The following is a 20548-nucleotide window of genomic DNA, read 5'->3' as shown; positions in this document are numbered from 1 at the left end:
AACCGTGTGAACCCGACTGCGCTGATGGCTGACCCAATTCCACCGATTACTTTACCGCCTGCCCAAAACCCAGAGCAGGAAGGTGAATGGCTGCGACTAGCCTTGCTGGCATGGCTCAATCAAGAGTTCATTCCAGAAGACGCTAACCAGCAAATAGCAAAACGCGCTGCCCAGATCTTTGTCCGGCAGCGCATGGAAGGAGAAAACGATCTCGGTTCGCTCGTAATGGCGATCGTCACCGAAATGGAATCGTTTGATTTTTCTAACAGTTTCTTTGGCGAATTCACCGTTGCCAACGCCGTCAGCGATCTATTGCTCGACAGCTTGGGCATTGATCGCTGCTGCGGACAGTGAAATAGTCATTAGTTTTTAGTGGTTAGTTTTTTAGACGGATCAAGCGGCTTCAACTAACAACCAAAAACTAACAACTCTAGTTACCAGCTTGATTTCACCACACCAGGCAATAACCCTTGGTGCGCCATTTCGCGCAGGACGTGACGAGACAAACCAAAGTCACCGTAGAACCCTCTAGAGCGACCAGTGACCCAACAACGATTGCGAATGCGGGTGGGAGCGCTATTGCGGGGAAGCTGCTGAATCTGACGGTGGATAATTAGTTTTTGCTGCTGTGATGTTGCTGCTGCAAACTGCTCTTGCAAAGTTGCACGCTTCTCAGCATACTGTTCCACCATTCTCTTGCGCTTCTTTTCGCGCTCAATCATGCTCTTTTTAGCCATGAGTCATTCCGATGCTCTTTAAGTTAAGACACAGCTTACCATTGTACTGAATTAAGCAGGCTATTTGTCAACGCAATTAAAATTGTTGAAATAGAAGTTTGTGCAGAAGTTAGGGTTCTAAGCCGATGGTGCGATAAGACAACCGTTTCTTTTGAAGAACCCTAGCTTCTCAGATGGCAGGCGTCGGATGCTCAGGTGTGATTGCCAGATCATCCGGTTCAGGCGTTGACAGCGGCTTTAGAGGTAGGCTAGCAGACGGGCAGAGGTCAGCAAGCTCGCAGCGATCGCACTGGGGTTTACGCGCCATACAGACCGCACGACCATGATAGATCAGCCGGATTGACCAGTTTTCCCAATCGGGCTGCGGCAACAGCTTCATCAGGTCGCGCTCAACACGAATCGGATCGGTGTGCTTTGTCAAGCCCAGTCGATAGCTCAACCGTTTGACATGCGTATCAACCGTCACGCCCATATTGATGCCAAACGCATTTGCCAGCACCACGTTTGCGGTCTTTCGCGCTACACCTGGCAGCTTCAGCAAGTCTTCCATTACTTGCGGCACGTCACCACCAAACTCCGTCATAATCATCCGACAGGCAGCCTGGATATTCTTTGCCTTGTTCCGGTAGAAGCCTGTCGATCGCACCAGTGCCTCAATTTCCGACACTTCTGCACCTGCCATTGCTGCCGCATCAGGAAAGCGCCGAAAGAGTTCTGGCGTCACCATATTGACTCGCACATCAGTACATTGGGCAGACAGAATGGTCGCTACCAAAAGCTGCATCGGGGTTTCATAGTCCAGCGAACAAGTTGCGTCTGGGTAGAAGCGCTTCAAACGCAGCAGAATTTCGATCGCCCGTTGCTGCTTGGCTGGCAATTTGCGAGAGGCGCACATTGAGAAGGATAAGGGATGAAGGGTAAAGGATAAGAACGGCGGGAATAAGAGCTAGAAGACAGACGGCATAGAGGCAATAGAAACGCAAGGGAAGCAGAGACAGGAGAAGGAAGCGGGTTTGAATTAGCTCAAAATTCATCCTTCAGCCTTTATCCTTTTGTCCTTTAGCCTTCATGCTCTACCGAAACAGCTTCTGCACCGACTCTAGCTGGGTGGTATCGCGGACAATCAGAAAAATGCCCAATCCCAGCAACAGCATTAGACCTGTTTGCATCACGCCATCTTGCAGCTTGGATGGTAAAGGCTTACCGCGCAAGCCTTCCACTAATAAGAACGCTAGATGACCGCCATCTAGCGCCGGTAAAGGCAGGATGTTAATAATTGCCAGGTTGATGCTGATAAGGGCACCGAAGGTAAAGAGATTGAAGGCATCTAAGCGCGCCAGTTTCGCCCCTTCATCAACAATTCGCACGGGTCCCGAAATCTGGTCGGCAACTTGTCCAAAATTGGTGATGAGTTGACCAAAGCCCTGCACAGTGAGGACTGTAATGCGCTGAAACTCGCTGGCTGCTAGCGTGAAAACTTCAATCGGGTTGCTGAGGCGACGACGCTCGATCGTGACGTTAGGCGCAAGCTGGACACCAATTTTGGCATTCGCATCGGGCGTAACAACGAGTGGTGTTGGAAGCACCTTACCTTCTCGCTGTACGGTTAGCGCAACCGGCTGATTCGGACGGTTTTGAATCGCCTCCATCAACGTCTTAATGGATTCTCTAGAAGCTCCTAGCTCCTTCCCGTCTACTGCCAGCACAATATCGCCTGGCTTCATGCCTGCTTTGGCAGCCGCTGAACTAATCTCCGTTTTTACATCGGGCACTAAAACGCCTGACTGAAAGTTCACGTCTTGTGTGCCAGCGATGCCAATTTGCGTCACAAGCAGGAAGTAAGCAAAGACCAGATTTGCAATGACCCCAGCACTAATCACGATCGCCCGATCCAGCACAGGGCGATTCTTCAGCAAATTAGGGTCATTCTGTGGAATCGTGCTCTCGGGGTCATCATCAGGGAAGCCGACAAAACCGCCGAGGGGAAATGCCCGCAGTGCATACTCCGTCTCGGGACCTTGATACTTCCACAGAATCGGACCAAACCCAATGGAGAAGCGGTTGGCATAAATGCCCTGAGCGCGGGCAGCCGTAAAGTGCCCCAGTTCGTGAACCACAATGAGGATTGCTAAAACGGCGATCGCAGCCAAAACTGACATACCAAACTTCCAATAAAACGGTGATTTCGCGGTTGCTACAGTTGCAACGCACTTCCAACTATTCTAGAAGCTACAACTCAGTAAATGTTGCTTGCTACAAAATCCTCAGTGGCAATTCGCTACTATCTGTAGAATCGCCGTTGCCAAAGCCGCCTGTAAAAAAGTTTCGTCAATACCCAAAACTTGCTGTATACCAGTATCCAGTTGTGGGTCACTTAAGAGCAAGCATTACCTGTGCGCCAATTACTGAAACTGAAACCAGAAACAATACAACGGCAGAATGTCGAGCTAAAGGCGAAGCTTGCTAGAGCCGAGCGCCTGGTTGCACAGCTTAGAGCAGAAGCGTCACAGCTTCGGGCACAGATTGCAGAGAGGCAACGATCGCCCGTACCACCTCAAATAGAGCGACGACCTAGGGCAGCACAGCGATCGCGATCGGCAAGACAGGAACCTAGCGTGTTAGCCAGCACGACTACCCAGACTACACGTCAGGCTACGTTTGCACAGCGCCAATCCCGTCGCTACCAGGTGCCTGAGCATCGTTCGCCTTTTGTACGTCTGCTGTTACGAAAGCGCTTAGATGTCGCTCTTTTAGCCATCGCTGGGCTGACAGTGGCAGCGCTGTTTAGCTTGCAGCACACCCGTCAGCGTAGTGTTGCGCGAGTCGAGCTACCACCAAGCCAGCCAACCCCAGCGGTGGTGGCTCCAAAGCCACAGACATTCGCTGAATTAGTTTATAACGTTCCCCAGCCACCGCAGCTAGTGCCTAGCGAAGCACTACAGGCGATCGTGGATGGAGCCACTGCCCTTGCCGCCAGCAAAGGCTTACCCACAGAGCCACTATCGATCACACTGATCGATCTCAAAACGAACCAGACAGCAGGCTACCAAAACCAGACACCCCGCTATCCGGCTAGCGTCGTCAAGCTGTTCTGGCTGGTTGCTTGCGAAGCGATGCTAGAGCAAGGTCTCCTACAGCCTGATTCTGAATTGACTAGCGATCTGACCGCTATGATCGTCCACTCCGACAATGATGCTGCCAGCCGCATTTTCGATCGCATTACGCAAACAACCTCTGGCGCAACACTTAGCGGGACTGAGTACGAAACCTGGCTGAAGCGTCGCTTGCAATTAAACCGCTTCTTTCAGGCAGCGAGCTATAACGGTCTTAGCATCAGCCAAAAGAACTATCCTATCCATTCGCTTCAACTTGAAGCGCCGGATGGACGAGAGCTACAGATGCTCGACGAACAGCAGCAGCCAATTCGTAGCCTGACAACTACCGATCAAGCCGCCAGACTGATGTATGAGCTTTACGCCGGCAAGGCAGTATCAACCAGCCGCAGTCAAGAAATGATGACGCTGTTAACGCGAGACTTGCAGCCGGAAAAGTGGAAAAAACAACCCAATAATCCGATCGCTGGCTTTCTGGGCGCAGCACTGCCAGCAGACGTGCGCTTTGCTTCTAAAGTTGGCATGACGAGCAAAGCGCGTCACGAAGTCGCTTTCGTTGCATCTCCAGATGGCAAAGTTTCATACATTCTCGCTGTCTTTGGGACTGATGAAGCCTATAGCCAGAACGCGGAGATTTTGCCAGCTATATCCAACACCATCTTTACCCAGATGACTGAACGGTAGACTCAACTAGCGGCGTGTAAGAAGTGCGGCAATGCGAACACAGCACTGCGTGAACATCAGGGACGTGTGCCTTTACGGACCCGCAAACACCGCATCTTCAATATCCTGCCGACTCAGGGAGTATTTGAACGATCGCTGAACAGCATAATCACTCTCAGGCGGCTGACGATAGCGGACTGTCAGTTGGTCAATCTCCAGGCACAGTTCTGCTTTCCAATCCGAGTGCTGCACATACCAGCAGTGCCGCTCAGCTCGGTCTTGTTCGCACCCCTTAGCAATAAGCCATTGCTCAATGTCAGGAAGGGGATGATTGTAAAGGGGAGTATCAGCAGAAGGAAGTGGCATTGAAGAATTTCGAGGGATGAAGAATCTCTAGTATCGCCTGTGTTGAAGCAGTATAGGGTCAGGTACCCAGTTTCGCACTGGATGGCTCTAAGGCAGAATCAATAACAGGCTTTTCCAACTGTTTTGTCGAAGGCTGGCTTATTGGAGGTTGGCTGCCCGTGTTGGTGGTTTCAACCGTCCTAATTTCCTGCGGCAAGATATCAGGATGGACAGCACTTGGCTGTAAAACAGCTTCGCCTCTGGTGATACCAATCGTGATCGCCAGCACCAGACAACCCACAAAGGTCAACCCTAAGATGAATAAGGCAAAGATTTCTCCCGGTGACAACGGACGATTGGTTGCATCAAGATAAGCCGATGACGATTGCACAGTACGGGCTGACACCTTTGGCTGCGCAAAAGCCGGCGAGGGCTGAATCACAGGTACATTTGAATAACCAATCTTGCGATCGTAAGCACTGCGCCGCTCTGGGCTACTAAGCGTTGCATACGCTTCGTTGAGTTGTTGGAACTTAGCAGTTGCGATCGCGGCTGACAGCGCAGTCGTATCGGGATGGTAAAGCTTACTCAAATCTCGATATGACTGACGAATTTCACGCACTGATGCTGAAGGATGTAACCCCAGCAAGCCGTAATAACTTGCAGACACCACTTGTTGCTGTGATGCCTTTTCTTCATTACCGTGTGGAGTCGCCCGATCATGAGTCACGCGAGAATCCTGCTCTCTTAAATGTCTGACTTAATTAGCTTCCGCCTATTGTAACTGGGTTGGTAGATTCAGAGCCAGGGTGACAATAAGCAGTCAACAGGAGGAAACGATCGACCTTACTTCCTACTTGCCACTCCGACTGCTTGCCCTCGGTAGACGATTCCCGCAATGGCTGACAACAAGAGCCAGCCGAGTAAATTAATGCGGACATCAAACAGCGTGACATCCAGAAAGCTAAAGAGGCCACAGCCAACGAAAGCAACGAGATAGCTGAAGTAAAGCAGGCGATCGTGGGTTTCAGTTCGCCCCTCTGCATCGCTTAAAGGCATTTTGGCATACAGCATCCAACTGCCCTGTGCCACGATCCAGCCAACTAAACCAAAAAACAATAGGGCAGCAGGTATGCCAGTTTCTGATGCCAGCATCAGCAACAAATTATGAGGATGCCCAATGAAGTATTGCATCTCTGCCTGGTAAAGGGGAGTGAAGTTACGTAAGCCCCATCCATTCAGTGGGTGCTGTTGAGCCAGCGACCAGGCAAAACGCCATTGTGTACTGCGGAGTTGAGCAAGGGGACGATCGGTATAACGCTGATCGGTCAACCGTGCCCAAAAGAACTCAGGCACAACTACCCGTAGCCAGTCGCGTCCTGGAGCAGGAGCAAACGCGGCACCAAGCGTACTACTTACAACAACGCCAACACCGACTAACAGCCAACGCCAGCCCAAATAAAGCGCATAGGCAAGACACGCAAAGACTGCGATCGCCCAAGCATTGCGAGAGTTGGTTAGCACCAAGGCGATCGCGTTACCCAGCACAGCAACCATCAGGAAGATCTGGGGGCGTGGGGAGTTTTGAGCAAAGGCTTCGCCCTCTACATCCTCCTGACCAATAGTCACTGACCACTGACCGCCATCCGCAGACCACTGATCACTGACCACTAACTGCTGATCACTCAAAAATGTCTCAAGCCATAGACCGAGACTCAACGTCAGCGTCACGGACAGATAGCTTGCCAGCACGTTAGCGTAAGAAAAGATTGACGCCATACGGCCGGGAGGATTACCAGTGGGAGCGATCGACCAGTCAGCGACAATCCACAGTATTTGCATCTGCCCTGACAACCCGAAAAACTGTTGCCCCAGCCCGATCGCCACGACAGGCACCGAGCCAATCACCAACAGCCACGCTATTCGCCGCAGTTTAGCAGGCGTTTGGAACCACTCGCTTAACCCTGCAAACACAAAAAAGAACGGCAGAAAGTTAAACAGACCGAGCAGCGCATCCATCCGGTTAAACGCTAGAGCAGTGCTGATCAACATAAGCACACTCAGCACTGCAAAGCCCCAGTTAACGGGACGACGTACAAGGCTGGGAAAGCGCTGTAGCCAGAGACCAAGTGCCACCAGTAAAATGCCCAGACTACTTAGGAGAGAACTGAACGGCAGCAACAGCACCGCTAATTGGGTAAGAGTCCAGAGGGGAAGTCGGGGTTTGAAGCCAGGTCGGAACGGCACCCAAGCGTTTAACTGGTGCTTGAAAGTCATAATTGCCTAGCCTGAAGCACGTGACCGCCTCGTTGCAAGGGATTGTGGCGCTCGTCGTTATGCGAGTTCAAGGCATTCAGCACGGGTAAGGCGAATCTGAGCAAGGGCATAAATGGTGGGAATAATGCGACCGTAATTCGTGGCGATCGTCCGCCATCCCAGGTCTGCCAGAAACCAAGCCCACATCGCTGGACCTACAACTGCAAACACGCTGCGAACGGCAGTCAAGCGTGCTGCACTTAACGCCATCCCACGACGAGCGGTTTGTACTGCCAGGTAATTTTGAAACTGTGTCGCCGCTATAGCCCCACCCGCCGACACTGCCTGCTGCGCGACCTGATAAGTCGCAAAATGAAGCGCAAACTGGCGTGCAATCTGCTGTAGCAAAAGCGGGCGCAACACTGAGCTAACCGCGATCGCGCTACTACCTTTCATCAGCAAGCTCAGTGGGTCTTGCTGCAAAGCTAGAGGGAGTTGGGGCAGCAGTTGAGAGTGGGTCAGCGATCGCTGTAGCTGAATCGTTAATGCACCTCGTTCGGTAGCAGGTAACTGCTTCCAGGCCCGCGACAGCAGTGAAAGAAAAACCTCTGCTTCCAAATCCACCGTAGACATTGATTCTTGATATGGCAGTTTAAGATGCCGACAGACCTGAATTAAGATTTGGCGGTAGGTCAGCCGCTGCGTTTTGCGACTCAGTACCGTCATACCATCAGCAGCAAGAAACTGAAATCGTTCTTCCAAAGCACTGAGCCAGTCAGCGCGATTTTGGCTTTGCACCGCGATCGGGTCAGCAGCATTTACATAGTCAAGCGGGTTAAACTTGGGGCGAAATAGAATTTCCGTCAAATCTTGCAACTCTTCTTCTGTTGCCAACTCCAACGCGGCTCTCAGTTCATTCACCCCTTGTTCCTCCCCATCCATAAATTTGATTAGCTGCAATTATTCTACTCAATGAGCAGAGGATGTGAGGGTGAAGAAAAAAGTAGGAAGGATCAGTTACACGGAGATAAAAAATTACCCTCTGTTGCCTACCACTTGCCCGTTAGTTAACTACGTGCAGCCCATCAAAACAGAATGCCTGTACTAGCTTGCTTTAAATCGATCGTCACTAAGGTGCCCTGCCCTTCTGCCCACGTTGCAACCAGTAACCCATGTGGTTCAAGTACTGCGAGCGCTGTTGGGTTAGCCGGTCCTACCATACGTCCAACAACCAGACCATAGCGGTCTAGCACCACAATGTTTCCATCCGCCGCCATCAAAATGTCGCCCCAAGAAGCAGATGCTATCAGGATCGGCACAATGTCTACCCCTACACGCAGCAGTTTAAGAGGTTTCAAATCAATCAGCAAGACGGAATGAGGCTGCCCTGGCTCCAGCGCGATCATGCGGTAAGGCATAGCGCTCTCCGAAAGATGACGCAACGGCACAGGTAGACTCAGAGTAATCACTGGATGCCCGCGGCGAGTGAAAATTTCTAGCAGCACGCCAGTAATGGAAGAATGCGTACCCTTGTCTAAAAGGTGGGAAAAAGTAACAACATAGCGCGAATCAACCATCGTTAGGTGAAACAGATTGCCAGCTAAACGAGGGGCAGCACTAGTAGCACCGTTACAACGGATGGATTTAGACGACTGGATGGGTGACAACGACCAAACGTCTAAAAGGCTAGTTACTTTGTTTGCTTCTACTGCGGCTACTGCCATCCAGCGACCTTTTGTCTCGATCGCAGCCAAAAAGTCTCCACTAAATTCAGCTACCAGTTCAGGTAACAAATGTACTAGAGAGCCGCTGGTACTAACTATAGGTGGCAACGGCTTTTGGCTGGACAGGGCAACGCCAGTTTGAAAAAGCTCAACGGGGACACGATAAATTGAGCGCTGCATGATTGCAAAGCAACCTTGTGGGCGCACCAGCAATTCTTTCACCGCTTGGGGCAACCGTACACAGGAAAACAGCGATCGCCCGTCAACCTCAACTGGGCTTACCGCATTCCCAGCCAAAAGCCCTCCTGCATAACTCCGGCAGCTAATGTCGTTTTTGTGAATCTGATAGACTCGATCACCTGTAGCGTCAAACGGAGAATTAACTACAGTCTTTGCTATAGCAGTTCCATTGAGATCACCCTGTGATGATGCATCTCCTGCCACTGTTACTAGCTGCTGCACCCTCGATCGTAGGGTTTCCTGCTGCACATAGTGGCACTCAGTGACAGGTTGCACACCAGAAGCTCGTAACAATCTTGTATCTGCCCAAGCGCGATCAAATTCAACACTCATCGCTGCCGTCTGCACGGCTTTCAGCATTTCTGTAGCAGACTGAAAGCGTCGTGCTGGTAGCTTTTGCAATGCCGTCAAAATGACTGTTTGCAATGCTGCTGGCACTGTATTTGGGATACTTACAGGACGGTTCAGATGCGCTGACATCATCTCGATCGGCACACCAGAAAACGGTCGGTAGCCTACCAGTAATTCAAACAGCAGCACTCCTACAGCATATAGATCCGATGTAATCGAGTACTGCCCATAAAACCGCTCCGGAGCCATATAAGCAGGCGATCCAGTATTGCCGCTCCCATCGCTAATGATGTCTTGATGCAGACGGGCAATGCCAAAATCAGAGATACGCGCCCTCCAGCCATCTGCTTGCAGCGTCAGCAGAATATTTTCTGGTTTGATGTCGCAATGCACAATGCCTCGATGATGGGCATGATCAAGTCCAGCCAATATATCGATCACCAGCTTCAAACACTGGCTTGGATGCAGGCGCACATCATCTTCCATCAAACCGCGCAAGGTGCCTCCTTCGCAGTAGTCCATCACCAGATAACGCCCAGTGGAAGTATGCTCCAACGCATGGCACGTCACGATGTTGTCATGTTGCAAACTCAGCAGAAACCGCAATTCGCGTAAGAATTTGTGGGTTGGAAACCGTTTTTTATCCAGCTCTTTTAAGGCAACAAGGCGACCCGTTTTTCGATGACTGGCACAGTACACCTGTCCAAACTGCCCCTGACCCACTAAGCCCAATAGTCGATATTTAGAGCGCTTTAGCTCTTTTGCAAGGAGGTACGACACATCGGCAAGTGTAGTTAATTATTAATTGTTAGTTATTGATTGCTGTGTGATCGCTGAGAGACTACTGAGCGAAGGCAACCTTGTTCACTCTTAGTATTTGCTAAGTAGCTAGGCGTAGTTTTATAAGATGCATTTCGACTTCGCAGTCAACTGAGCGCCTACGCCGAAGTCTCAATGCTCTCAGTCCTATGTGTCGGCGGGTTGAGCGCAGTCAAAACCCGGTCTCTCAATGGTGCTTTATTTAACCATCCTACTTATTGCTTTAAACAGTACCTCTCACTATTTCATTCATGATAGCTACGGTGTTGTCTCCTGTCTAAAAACCAACAACGAAAACCTGCCTACTTAGTGCAGAGTTTTTGCATAATCACGTCATGCTCTAGACGGCTTTCGACCATTACTTCAGCGGGCTGTAAGCGATTAGCTAGCCCCAAAACAAACTGATTCTGTTGTGCGCCCATTGACTCACACTCAGTTTGGATACAGTGCAGCTCACGACCTGTCAGTTGGGTAAAGAACGAACTCAAGACACCAGCCTCCAAGAAGCAGACGGGCAACTCGCCTTGAGGTGCTTGACGGGCAAAGGGCGAACCCAATGTTTTAAGGATCAAAAAGCCACGCTGCTGGTAGGACTGATCTAACTCAATTTTGCCCCAGCCATAAGCGACCCAGCAAGACTGCAAACTGTTAAGAAACTCCAGCATTGGCATATCTGCTAAAGCTGTGCCGTAGTAGTCCGTTAGCTCTTCACGAAAGCGTGTATAAAAGTTTTTGCCCCACCAGCGACCGCAGTTGAAAAGCACCAATCGCGAGGCTTGACCCGTTTCTTTTTGCAGTCCACTATAGATCGCTTGAATCAGCGTTTCGGGCAGTGCTAGCAGGCGATCGCCACGGCGGTTTTCTAACAAGCCCAGCTCTAAATCGCCCTTCACATAGGCATCGATCGCAAAGTAGTCACCGGGAACGCGGTTATTTGTTAATAGGTCAGCAACAGAAATCATAGAGCGACACCAGAGATTTAGATTGGACTAGAAATGCCTCTGTTGATGAGGGCAAAGAATAAAGGGAGTGGGGCAGAACTCGTTCTAATGTCCAGCACTGGAAAGTGTTGGTGCTTGCAGCATAGCCGTCTGCACTTTCGCGATATATGGACCCACTAGATTGATTTGCTTGGGGCTAAGTGCTTGTGTCAAGCGTTGGTTAAGTAGCCGGAAGAGTGCTGTATCGATCGCTTGGGTGTTGTAAATACTGATTGTTTTTGTGAGCCAATTCAGTAAGCGTTCCTGCACAAACATCTCATCATTAAGCAACATTCCCATTGCTGAGTAGCGCAACAACAGCAACGCATTTTTAAGACTCCGCTCCAAATTCTCTACCGTTTCGTTGGGCAGTGCTGCTTCCAACTGATCTGCGACCTGCTGCATGATTTCGAGTTCGCGATCACGCAGCGCCCGATACACATCGATCCGCTCTGGGAGGGAATGCACGTACTGATTAATCAACCCAAGCTCTTCAGATTTAAGGTAACGATGTTCAGCTTCATCAAAGATCGTTTCAATTTGTGGGTGCATATGCTTTTAGAGAAGAAAAGGCGAGGGATGAAGAATAAGTTGATTGAGCGATGAGCTTTTAGTCTTGAAAATCTAACCTTTAGAACAATCCAGAAAAGTCATCCAGGGTAAGTTCATCATTAGCAGGCGGCGAAGGCGCTTGGACAACAGTAGGTGCTGCGATCGCGGTGTCTGCCCAGTTGACTGTGGCGAAAAACTGACAAACGCTCATTTTTAGACTTAGAGGAGCGTTACTGTCTGCAGAAGAACTCAGTTTCATTTCCTGCATTGCAGGCGGATGATCGTCCCAGTTCACACTCGTAAAGAACGCTTTTACAGAGTCTCGCTGCCACGATGCAACGTCAGGACGTGCCTTGGCACCATTGGTCTGGGGTAGGGTAAGGGTACTCATCGCAACAGATCTCCTGTCCGTAAACGCTTCTCAATATCTCTGGCAGTTGCCCCTTCATTGAGCCAGAAGGAGGCAGCATCAATCCGATCTTGACCGCCTAAGAGAAACTTACAGTAAGTTTCGCCCATGGAGTAGCACTGAATCTCAATGCAGCTCAACTGTTTTTTAACCATCTCGGTGAAAAAGCCAGCGAACAGTCCGGCATAGAGATAACAGACGGGTTTACCGACATCGCCTAACGTGCGTGCAACGGCAGAGTCAAACACGTTGATAAACATGAAGCCTTGCTTGCGATCGCCCATGTCTACTTCCCAACGCCCCCAGCCTTGCGAGGTAAAGGGCCACCACCAGGTTTCAAGCAAAAACAGGAGGTTGGTCTGGCGCAGGTTGCGATCGAATTCTTTTTCAAACCACTTTTCAAAGAAGAAAGCGTCTTTTTGCCCCCACTCACAACCAATCGTGTACATGGTTGCAGCTGAGGCGTCACCCACTTCCTCTTCTAAGCCCTCTACTAAACCGATGATGAAATCCTCGGTTGTCAGCATATTTCTGCTGCCGTTCCAATCGACGATCGTGCCCTTCTCTTGGTCGAACTGGAAGAAGTCTCGAAACCCATAGTGATTGTGCTTTTTGGGGTTTCTCAATTTGATGGAGCTTTCTTGAGGCGTTGCAATCACCATGGTCTTTTCTCGGCAAAATCTAAGGGGTCTGAAGCAGTCACGCAAATAGTCAAAAGAGCGATGCAGGGTGGGAAAACGAACACTGAATGTGAAAGGCAAGCAGGGGGATAGAAATGCAGCATCACTTTTGCAGAAAGGTCGTTAGCAATAACCCCAAAAGGCTGCTGCATCATTTGTAGAGCTGCTTCTGCTTTAATGTTCCCGACGTTGCAAAGATCTAACTCATCATCAGGAGATAGTTAAAGATCTTCATAAAGGGTTCTTACCAACATCTTGTTTGAGACAGCCCTGCCCTCACTGGCACAACATTAGCAATGTTAGAAAAGCAATATAATTTGTACAACGAATTTTATAGGCAAGGCTTTTGCCTTCAGCAAGCGATCGTGGGATACAGTTTTTTAGAGGGTTGATCAATGAAGATAATGATGTCCTAGAGTCAAATCACCATAATTGAGCCTCTCCTTGGAGAGGCTTTTACTTTAGCAACGAGAAACTAAAACTTGAGAAAATGCAGTGGAGCGAAACGCGTGGCTGTTGCCAAAACTTTTTAACGAGATAGGGATTGCTGCCAATCGCTTTGCCGTTAGTATCAATGCCGAAGCGTTTTTTGCTCAACTATGCTTGAAACGCACTATCTTCATTGGCGCTTTCACTAACCTATCCTTGATGCGCGGTGCCTCGCTCTGCTCTCCTCTCCTTGCGCTCTCGATCGCGCTTAAAAAGCTGCGAGAAATCGATTGGGCAGTAGTGTTGCCACTAATCGCCAGCTTTCCAGAGGGTAATAGGGATAAAGCACTTTTAGAAGCAAGAGCAGAGCGAACTAAGCCCTTCCACTCGCACAGTTTGGCGACAGAATCCGCTTAATTAGAGGTTGACATCTTCACCATTTTTGCAGGGCGTACAGTAGATTAGAAGCGACTTACTTTCACAGTAAACGAGGGAGCGATAGAGCATGGTAGATCCGACTGAACAGCCAGCCGCACATCGAGTGGTTGTCATTGGGGGTGGCTTTGGTGGGCTGTATGCGGCAAAGGCATTAGGTCGCACGGCGGCAGATGTAACGCTGATTGACAAGCGCAACTTTCATTTGTTTCAGCCGCTACTCTATCAGGTTGCAACGGGAACGCTCTCTCCAGCAGACATTTCTTCACCTCTGCGTGGCATCCTGAGCGACAGCAAAAATACTCAGGTGCTGATGGATGAGGTCATCGATCTGGACCCGCACCAGCAACAAATCGTTTTACAACAGGGCGAGTCGCTCTCTTATGACACGCTAATTGTAGCGACAGGAGTCAGTCATCACTATTTTGGCAATGACCAGTGGAAGCAGACGGCTCCTGGATTGAAGACCATCGAGGATGCGTTAGAAATGCGGCGGCGGATCTTTGTGGCATTTGAAGCAGCTGAGAAAGAGACTGATCCAGAGCAGCGACGCGCCTGGTTAACATTCGTTGTTGTTGGCGGCGGTCCGACCGGAGTGGAACTAGCAGGCGCGATCGCCGAACTTGCTTTCAAAACGCTGAAACGTGATTTTCGCAACATTGATACCAACGAGGCACAGGTTCTTTTACTAGAAGGTTTGGATCGGGTCTTGCCGCCTTATCCACCAGAGTTATCGGCGAAGGCAGAAGCGTCCTTAACGAAACTGGGCGTAACGGTAGAAACGAAAGTGCTTGTGACGAATATTCAGGACAATACTGTTACTGTAAAGCGGGATGGTCAGGAGGAATATATTCCGGCGCGTACCGTCTTGTGGGCAGCAGGGGTCAAAGCATCTGCAATGGGTCAAGTGCTAGCCGATCGGGCGGGTGCGGCACTCGATCGCGTGGGGCGGGTCATGGTTGAACCTGATCTGAGTCTGGCAAATCATCCCAATATTTTTGTGATTGGCGATCTAGCAAACTTTCCGCACCAGGGCGAACGTCCCTTGCCGGGTGTCGCACCCGTTGCTATGCAAGAAGGTGAGTATGTTGCCAAATTACTCAAGCAGCGCTGGCTGGGCAACACGGTAACACCTTTTGTCTACAAAGACTTTGGCAGCCTGGCTGTTATTGGTCAAAACGAGGCAGTAGCTGACCTGGGCTTTGTGCGGTTCGATGGGGTATTAGCCTGGTTGCTGTGGATTTTTGCCCACATCTACTTCTTGATTGAGTTCGATAATAAACTCATTGTTATGCTGCAATGGGGCTGGAATTACTTCACTCGCAAGCGTGGCGCTCGTATTATTACGGGTGAACTTATGCCGGAGGAAGATAACGCTTACGGTGTGCAAAGTAGTCAAGCACCGGTCAAAGTGTAGGTGAAGCGTAGGGTCACGGTTGATTAAGTTTAAACGGATAGATCAGCGATTATCGCAGGTCTCGTCTACTGCTATTAGGGCAGGCACTTTTAGCCACTGTAAGTTGAGCACTCGTACGGGTGCTCAACTTGCACCAGTTTCTACAAGCCAGTTTTACGAGTCAGAATGTTGCTCTCGCGTCAGAATGCCGGCTCTCACCTTAGCGCGATTGCACCCAAGCACATCAACGTAGTAGCGTTCTGGAGATGCTGCGACCTGAATCTTTCGCTGCTCGCACAGCCAGGAAAAATACTTCAATGCTTCTTCGCGGCGTTCAGCCTTGGGGAGCGCTTCGGCTCGCTTCAATTTTGTCTGCCAATCAACTTGTGCAGCATCGCTGTCGCTATGCCACTCAGTCAACGGCTGAAACACTAGTGAATCAAGCAAGCCTTGAAAGCCCAGGAACGCCAAGCGATAGATCAGTAAATTGCTTAAACGACCGTAGAAATAGCCACCGTGAACATCTACTCCAACACCTTTCCCAGGATCGCTAGAGAAATCAACATAGGCTTTGAGCAGTTTGGCGTAATTGAAGAACTTAAGGGGCGATCGCTGCCCTTCGCAGATTAAAACATTAATTTCTTTCTGATGACGTTTTTCGTAGGTAGTGAAATCTCGGTACTCGGTGCAATCGAGATATGTAAACAAATCTGCGATTGATTCAGGATCTTGTTTCGTTGCAGCAAGTGATTCTTCGTTAACCTTATCATCTCGCTTTCGGGACGGGTCTCGCTGTAAGCTCCGAGTGTTCTGTTCCAAGGTTTGCACGCTAATATAATTCAAAAGGTGGTCAACCTTTCCACTAATTAACTGTTTAAAGTTAACAATCCCGTAGACATTTTGTTGAGGCAGATTCACGCTTACATTGCCTAACCGAAAGCCATGAGAACGGGTGCTTGCGGGGAACGAAAAATAGTTAGCTGTTGTTGAAGCTAGGCGTAAAGCCAGATCGCCTTCACTGCTAAAAAGATACGCTTCTTCAAAGCGCCGAAGGGCTGAACGCAAAAAATTTGTACGACCAGAAATAATGGTTGTGAGCGGAATATCGGGCGAAATCAGAATTAAACGCCCTAATAAAAAAGTGCGACCAATATGAGACGGTGGCAGTTTTTCTAAGCTTTGGCTGTCACCGATAGCTGCTGGATCAAACACATCAGAAAGGATACGGATCACTTGTGCAGTGACAAAGCCGCCCATACTATGACCAATAAATGTTAGTCGGATACGTGGCTTTTCTCGATTCCAATATTTGGCTGCGCTTTGAAATTCTGCTGCGGTATATGCTGGCTTCTTTGCACGCACTAAACTGTCATAGATGCCTAGAAAAACGGCATCATCTACTGTTGATAGACTACCTTGTTTCAGAGCTGGTAAGAGTGAACAAAAGTCATCCTGGTACTGGCTCAGATACTTCGGTTCAGTCTCGATCGCTTCCCAAGTTTTTCTGACTGCTTTTGACAGCACATCAAGTGGCAGTTTAAAGCGTTCACTCACTTCTTGTATCACTGTTTCAAAAAGTGAGTCATTAATGTGACGCTTCACCAAGCCCAAGTCAAGTTGTCGAATAAATTCAACTAAATCAGGGACCCCAAAGTTAGTAGCGCGGTAGGAGTCTCGGAAATAAACAATAATACGCAAGATAAATAAGGTGCCAACGAGCATTGCTGTTCCAACACCCAGAATGATAAGTATGGCAGCAAGGAAATCAACGATCGACGTTGGAAAAATAAGGAGATAAGAGCAATCCGAGCGCAGCCAAGATTACTCCACCCCGGAATAGCAGGGTCAAAATTACAGGTAAAGCTTTACCAGCATTCTTAAGGTTAGAAGGAACACTTTCTGACGGCCAGCGATAGCCCAGATAAACAAAACTATTAAGCTTACTAGAAATGGCTAGATCTTGTTGATTAAGATACTCCCAGGTCTTCTGCCAGCCTTCTCGCACATAGTCTCTACCTTCAACCTGTTTCCCACCTTGGGTAATTTTTTCGATGCCTGTGTTGTAACCATGAATTTGAATGACAAGCCCTGTGTAGCTTTCGTTCTGTCGCGTGTTTTGATAGAGACTTTCAACAACATCACTAACGGTTGGCACAAGATCATCTGGTTTGCATTCGTCTTCTTCCATATCAATGGGTGCCGTGCTACGCACAAAAAAACCAGGCAACGGCTGCGGCTTCCCTTCAATCAGTTGCCCTTGACTAAACTCATCAACCCAAAGATCCATTCTGCACCCTCACTACAAAACCCAATTAATCGGTAGCCCTAATTATTTGTAAAAAAGGGGGCTTTGCCACCAGAAGGTTTTACCCCCTACACCCGCTAGAAACAGCCGTGGTTGATTGCACCCAGCTATTGATCAGCGTGCCACTACTGCTCTTAATGACAGTGCTAACGCTCCGTAACAGGGTTGAACCAGTACAAAAGGCTGGAGTGTTTGTACGGCGATCGGCGGCGAAACCTGTCGGATTTTAGCCTAGTTCATTCGCAAACCTTTTCTTTAGCAAGAATAATTAAAGCGATGTTCATTGATCTTCACTGAGTCATACGTTACTGTGGGTTGGTTTAATTGGTATGAGGCTACAACGATGGAGGTTATTCCGGCGATCGACCTATTAGAAGGACGCTGTGTGCGGCTGTATCAGGGCGATTATGAGCAGGCGCAAACATTTGACGAAAATCCGGTCGCTGTGGCACGGCAGTGGGCAGACCAGGGCGCAACCCGCTTGCACATTGTCGATTTAGATGGGGCGAAAGCAGGGCATCCCGTCAATGTGGCAGCGATCGAGGCGATCGTGCGGGCTGTTGATGTGCCGATTCAAGTGGGTGGTGGTTTGCGCGATCGTGCCAATGCAGCAGCGTTGTTGAAGCTAGGCGTGCAGCGAGTGATTTTGGGCACTGTTGCAGTTGAGCAGCCCGACCTTGTGCGTGAACTGTGCCAGGAGTTTCCCGATCAGATCGTAGTAGGGATCGATGCGCGTAATGGGCGCGTAGCGACCAGAGGTTGGCTAGAAACATCTGAAGTGCTGGCAACTGAGTTGGCGCAACAGATGGCAGACTTGGGCACTGCTGCTATTATTTACACTGACATTCATCGTGATGGCACACTGCAAGGACCCAATTTGGCAGCGCTCAGAGAACTGGCAGATGGCGTGACGGTGCCAGTGATTGCATCCGGTGGTATGAGCACTGTGACCGATTTGTTGAGCTTGCTGGCACTAGAACCGTTGGGTGTAAGCGGGGCGATCGTCGGTCGTGCCCTTTACACCGGGGACATTGTGCTACAAGAGGCATTACGAGCAGTGGGGCAGGGTCGTTGGCAGGATGTTCCACCTGACTTTGGTACGTCAGCGCTAGCGTAAACGCATGGATGAAGCCACAGAAGCTCTTAAAGATGAAGCATCGTTCGGCTGCCAGCCAAATCGCGGATGAGGGGTAATTTAGAGTGAATGTAGTGAGTGTAAGCGTTGGCTTCGTCGTGGTCGAGCGATCGCTGAGTTTTAAGCTGCTTGAGCAACCATTGCACTAAGCTGTTGTCGTCTAGATTGAGCAACAGCTGAGACTGGCTAGTTTCCACAACGGACCAAAGCTGACGCAGCATGGATGGGGACATACAACTTTTTCCAAATTAGGACTAGAAAGGTATTGTTCAGAAGTTGATGCCATTTGGCTGAGTGAGCGCATGATCTTCTGGTTAGCCCTGTCTACGCTCACAATAGCGAACCAACCGGAAGCAGTTGTGGGATCACATAAGACGATACAAGAGTTACAAGTCGCTTCATCATCCGATTTATATCTTGACCTTCGCACTCATAAAGCGATCGCCTCAGTTGCCAAATGTAGACACAAGGTTAAGCGCAAAGGCTGAGAGGTAAACCTTCAAACCTGAGTGCGAATGTCCTATTGTTCTTCTTACTTAACGTATTCTTCTTACTTAACGTCCGGCATACACTTGCCTCGGCTCTTTGATCCAGCGAATGTAAAGATGACGGAAGGTTGATTTGATAACGCGGGGCATCCCGAAGTCGATCGGCATCAGAGCGTCTGGCAGTTTCCAGTCTGTGATGTGGAGTGCCTGCGGCTGTAGTAAGGGAAAGTCAATCGCCTCTACCGTCGAACATAGCCCCAACCGTTGCGACGCTGCGACAGTCGGCACAGAAGCAGGATCGACATTGAGAATGTCCACGATCGCTCGATCCAGCGCAAAGACATTGCTAGAGGCAGCGAGCAGATTCAGACGACGGGGTTCGCCACCGCTTGGTCCGTTACCCTCATGTCCAAGAATGCCATCCAGAATGGTGAGGTCAGGGGCAATCGCCCGTGCTGTTTCGACCAGCATAGTGCCAAAGCGATCGCAATCTTTGCCCGCTTCCATATGCCACCAAGCTTTCATCTTGCCAGGAACACAGCCAAACAGGTTTTTCACACCCATCGTCATGGTTAGCTGGACGTGCGACTTCACCTTGGGCAGGTTGATCACAACATCCGCATCGATCGCTTCCTTAGAAAGCAGCAAATGATTAAACTCTGCGCTTACCGTTTCGTAGCGCTTGCCGTGAAACTCTACGATCGGTAGGTTCAGTGCATCGATCAGCGGCAAATAACCATTCGCTTTTGCGACTCCCTTCGCGCTGCCAAAAGCCGGACCATCACCCAAAAAAGGCTTGCCGCCTGCTGCCTGCACCATCTGAGCAACGCAGTAAACCACTTCAGGTCGCGTGACACACTCTTTGCTGGGACGCGACCCCGTTAGCAAATTGGGCTTCAGCAGGACGCGATCGCCTGGTTTGACAAAGGCTGCCATACCACCCAACGGCTCTAGTAACGATTCGAGCGACTGACGCAGTTGAGCGAGATCGTACGACTGAGCGCGAATCAAGCTAACCGATGGCTGCACGTCCATAGAAGTTCTAGCAAGGGTAAAGTTGGCTTTGAAATTACAGAGAGTTCTATGAGAAACCGTTACTCGTGAGCGCGGCTAAGAGCAGTGACACGTTGAGCATTGGCAAACACTCCTTCACCATGAATTTGTGCGATCGAGGGCTTCAGTTCAATTTTCAGCACGTTAGCGCGGCTCACGCACACCGTTTGATCGGCTAGATGAAAGAACCACCATTCTTTATCAAGAATCCGTCGAATTTCTTGCTGCAATTCCTGTTCCAGCGCTGCCGGATCGGCTAGTTGCGAAAACTTAAACGACTCTACCTGTCCATTCAGATAGTAAATGGTAATTTGCATCTCGTTATTATATTGGCTGTGCATATCCGTTTCTCCTCATTCAATTGGGTACTGGGCTAAAGGTCGCAAATAGTGGCATTGTAACGGCAACCATCACGATCGCAAACCTGACAGTTTAAAC

The 20548-nt window shown here is 49.7% G+C and carries 22 protein-coding genes; 5 read left to right on the top strand and 17 right to left on the bottom strand.

Going from position 1 to position 20548, the window contains the following annotated elements; genetic code table 11:
• The first annotated feature begins 24 nt into the window (after window positions 1-24).
• Window positions 25-354: a hypothetical protein gene (locus tag H6F76_RS06935; RefSeq protein WP_190507112.1), complete on the top strand. Its 330-nt coding sequence runs from the start codon at window positions 25-27 to the stop codon at window positions 352-354.
• Window positions 355-434: 80 nt separating this feature from the next.
• Here the strand turns inward: H6F76_RS06935 and rpsN are convergent, their stop codons facing one another.
• From rpsN to rseP, 3 genes are all read right to left on the bottom strand, one after another.
• Window positions 435-737: a 30S ribosomal protein S14 gene (rpsN, locus tag H6F76_RS06930; RefSeq protein ID WP_190450374.1), complete on the bottom strand. Its 303-nt coding sequence runs from the start codon at window positions 735-737 to the stop codon at window positions 435-437.
• Window positions 738-906: 169 nt separating this feature from the next.
• Window positions 907-1632, bottom strand: coding sequence for an endonuclease III (nth, locus tag H6F76_RS06925; protein WP_190506972.1), 726 nt, complete (start codon window positions 1630-1632; stop codon window positions 907-909).
• A gap of 178 nt (window positions 1633-1810) precedes the next feature.
• Window positions 1811-2896 (bottom strand): RIP metalloprotease RseP, encoded by a 1086-nt coding sequence (gene rseP / locus H6F76_RS06920; protein WP_190506970.1) that lies wholly within the window; start codon window positions 2894-2896, stop codon window positions 1811-1813.
• A gap of 234 nt (window positions 2897-3130) precedes the next feature.
• Here rseP and H6F76_RS31380 point away from each other — a divergent pair, with 234 nt between their 5' ends.
• Complete coding sequence (locus H6F76_RS31380; protein ID WP_190506968.1) at window positions 3131-4534, top strand: serine hydrolase; 1404 nt, start codon at window positions 3131-3133, stop codon at window positions 4532-4534.
• 72 nt (window positions 4535-4606) lie between these two features.
• Here the strand turns inward: H6F76_RS31380 and H6F76_RS06910 are convergent, their stop codons facing one another.
• The 9 genes from H6F76_RS06910 to H6F76_RS06870 all read right to left on the bottom strand — a co-directional run bounded on the left by H6F76_RS06910 (window position 4607) and on the right by H6F76_RS06870 (window position 12851).
• Entirely contained in the window at window positions 4607-4879 is a 273-nt protein-coding gene (locus H6F76_RS06910; protein WP_190450378.1) for a DUF3143 domain-containing protein, read from the bottom strand.
• Between the two features lie 58 nt (window positions 4880-4937).
• Window positions 4938-5531, bottom strand: coding sequence for a J domain-containing protein (locus tag H6F76_RS06905; protein ID WP_347275988.1), 594 nt, complete (start codon window positions 5529-5531; stop codon window positions 4938-4940).
• A gap of 173 nt (window positions 5532-5704) precedes the next feature.
• Window positions 5705-7135 carry an O-antigen ligase family protein gene (locus H6F76_RS06900; RefSeq protein WP_190506965.1) on the bottom strand — a complete coding sequence of 477 codons (1431 nt, stop codon included), beginning with the start codon at window positions 7133-7135 and terminating at the stop codon, window positions 5705-5707.
• A gap of 57 nt (window positions 7136-7192) precedes the next feature.
• The gene (locus H6F76_RS06895) at window positions 7193-8035 is read right to left on the bottom strand and encodes a hypothetical protein (protein ID WP_190507110.1); all 843 of its coding nucleotides are present in this window, start codon (window positions 8033-8035) and stop codon (window positions 7193-7195) included.
• 164 nt (window positions 8036-8199) lie between these two features.
• Window positions 8200-10209 (bottom strand): protein kinase, encoded by a 2010-nt coding sequence (locus tag H6F76_RS06890; RefSeq protein WP_190506963.1) that lies wholly within the window; start codon window positions 10207-10209, stop codon window positions 8200-8202.
• 341 nt (window positions 10210-10550) lie between these two features.
• The gene (locus H6F76_RS06885) at window positions 10551-11210 is read right to left on the bottom strand and encodes a V4R domain-containing protein (protein ID WP_190450383.1); all 660 of its coding nucleotides are present in this window, start codon (window positions 11208-11210) and stop codon (window positions 10551-10553) included.
• An 84-nt stretch (window positions 11211-11294) separates the two neighbouring features.
• Entirely contained in the window at window positions 11295-11780 is a 486-nt protein-coding gene (locus H6F76_RS06880) for a hypothetical protein (protein ID WP_190506960.1), read from the bottom strand.
• Between the two features lie 79 nt (window positions 11781-11859).
• Window positions 11860-12171: a hypothetical protein gene (locus H6F76_RS06875; protein WP_190506958.1), complete on the bottom strand. Its 312-nt coding sequence runs from the start codon at window positions 12169-12171 to the stop codon at window positions 11860-11862.
• A complete protein-coding gene (locus tag H6F76_RS06870; protein WP_190506956.1) occupies window positions 12168-12851 on the bottom strand; it encodes a V4R domain-containing protein in 684 nt (227 codons plus the stop codon). The genes H6F76_RS06875 and H6F76_RS06870 overlap by 4 nt, the downstream gene beginning before the upstream one ends.
• Before the next feature lie 513 nt (window positions 12852-13364).
• Between H6F76_RS06870 and H6F76_RS06865 the strand changes: the two genes are divergently transcribed.
• Both H6F76_RS06865 and H6F76_RS06860 read left to right on the top strand, forming a co-directional pair.
• Complete coding sequence (locus tag H6F76_RS06865; RefSeq protein WP_190506954.1) at window positions 13365-13715, top strand: hypothetical protein; 351 nt, start codon at window positions 13365-13367, stop codon at window positions 13713-13715.
• A gap of 88 nt (window positions 13716-13803) precedes the next feature.
• Complete coding sequence (locus H6F76_RS06860) at window positions 13804-15150, top strand: NAD(P)/FAD-dependent oxidoreductase (RefSeq protein ID WP_190506953.1); 1347 nt, start codon at window positions 13804-13806, stop codon at window positions 15148-15150.
• Between the two features lie 153 nt (window positions 15151-15303).
• Here H6F76_RS06860 and H6F76_RS06855 read toward each other — a convergent pair whose 3' ends face one another.
• On the bottom strand, window positions 15304-16851 hold the full coding sequence (locus H6F76_RS06855; RefSeq protein WP_190506951.1) for an alpha/beta hydrolase: 1548 nt from the start codon (window positions 16849-16851) through the stop codon (window positions 15304-15306).
• 43 nt (window positions 16852-16894) lie between these two features.
• Complete coding sequence (locus H6F76_RS06850) at window positions 16895-17416, bottom strand: hypothetical protein (RefSeq protein WP_190506949.1); 522 nt, start codon at window positions 17414-17416, stop codon at window positions 16895-16897.
• A gap of 361 nt (window positions 17417-17777) precedes the next feature.
• Here H6F76_RS06850 and hisA point away from each other — a divergent pair, with 361 nt between their 5' ends.
• A complete protein-coding gene (hisA, locus tag H6F76_RS06845) occupies window positions 17778-18551 on the top strand; it encodes a 1-(5-phosphoribosyl)-5-[(5-phosphoribosylamino)methylideneamino]imidazole-4-carboxamide isomerase (protein WP_190450390.1) in 774 nt (257 codons plus the stop codon).
• A 26-nt stretch (window positions 18552-18577) separates the two neighbouring features.
• On the opposite strand, the gene H6F76_RS06840 is transcribed toward hisA, so the two are convergent.
• From H6F76_RS06840 to H6F76_RS06830, 3 genes are all read right to left on the bottom strand, one after another.
• On the bottom strand, window positions 18578-18802 hold the full coding sequence (locus H6F76_RS06840; RefSeq protein ID WP_190506947.1) for a hypothetical protein: 225 nt from the start codon (window positions 18800-18802) through the stop codon (window positions 18578-18580).
• A gap of 321 nt (window positions 18803-19123) precedes the next feature.
• A complete protein-coding gene (locus tag H6F76_RS06835) occupies window positions 19124-20092 on the bottom strand; it encodes a DUF362 domain-containing protein (RefSeq protein ID WP_190506945.1) in 969 nt (322 codons plus the stop codon).
• Between the two features lie 59 nt (window positions 20093-20151).
• Window positions 20152-20451 (bottom strand): hypothetical protein, encoded by a 300-nt coding sequence (locus tag H6F76_RS06830; protein WP_190450393.1) that lies wholly within the window; start codon window positions 20449-20451, stop codon window positions 20152-20154.
• Window positions 20452-20548: the final 97 nt, after the last annotated feature.

Origin of the sequence: Leptolyngbya sp. FACHB-321 (assembly GCF_014695975.1) — a bacterium.
In the GTDB taxonomy this organism is placed as follows: domain Bacteria; phylum Cyanobacteriota; class Cyanobacteriia; order Leptolyngbyales; family Leptolyngbyaceae; genus Stenomitos.
The sequence above is the reverse complement of the archived record's forward strand: the minus strand, read 5'-3'. Positions and strand labels throughout refer to the sequence as shown.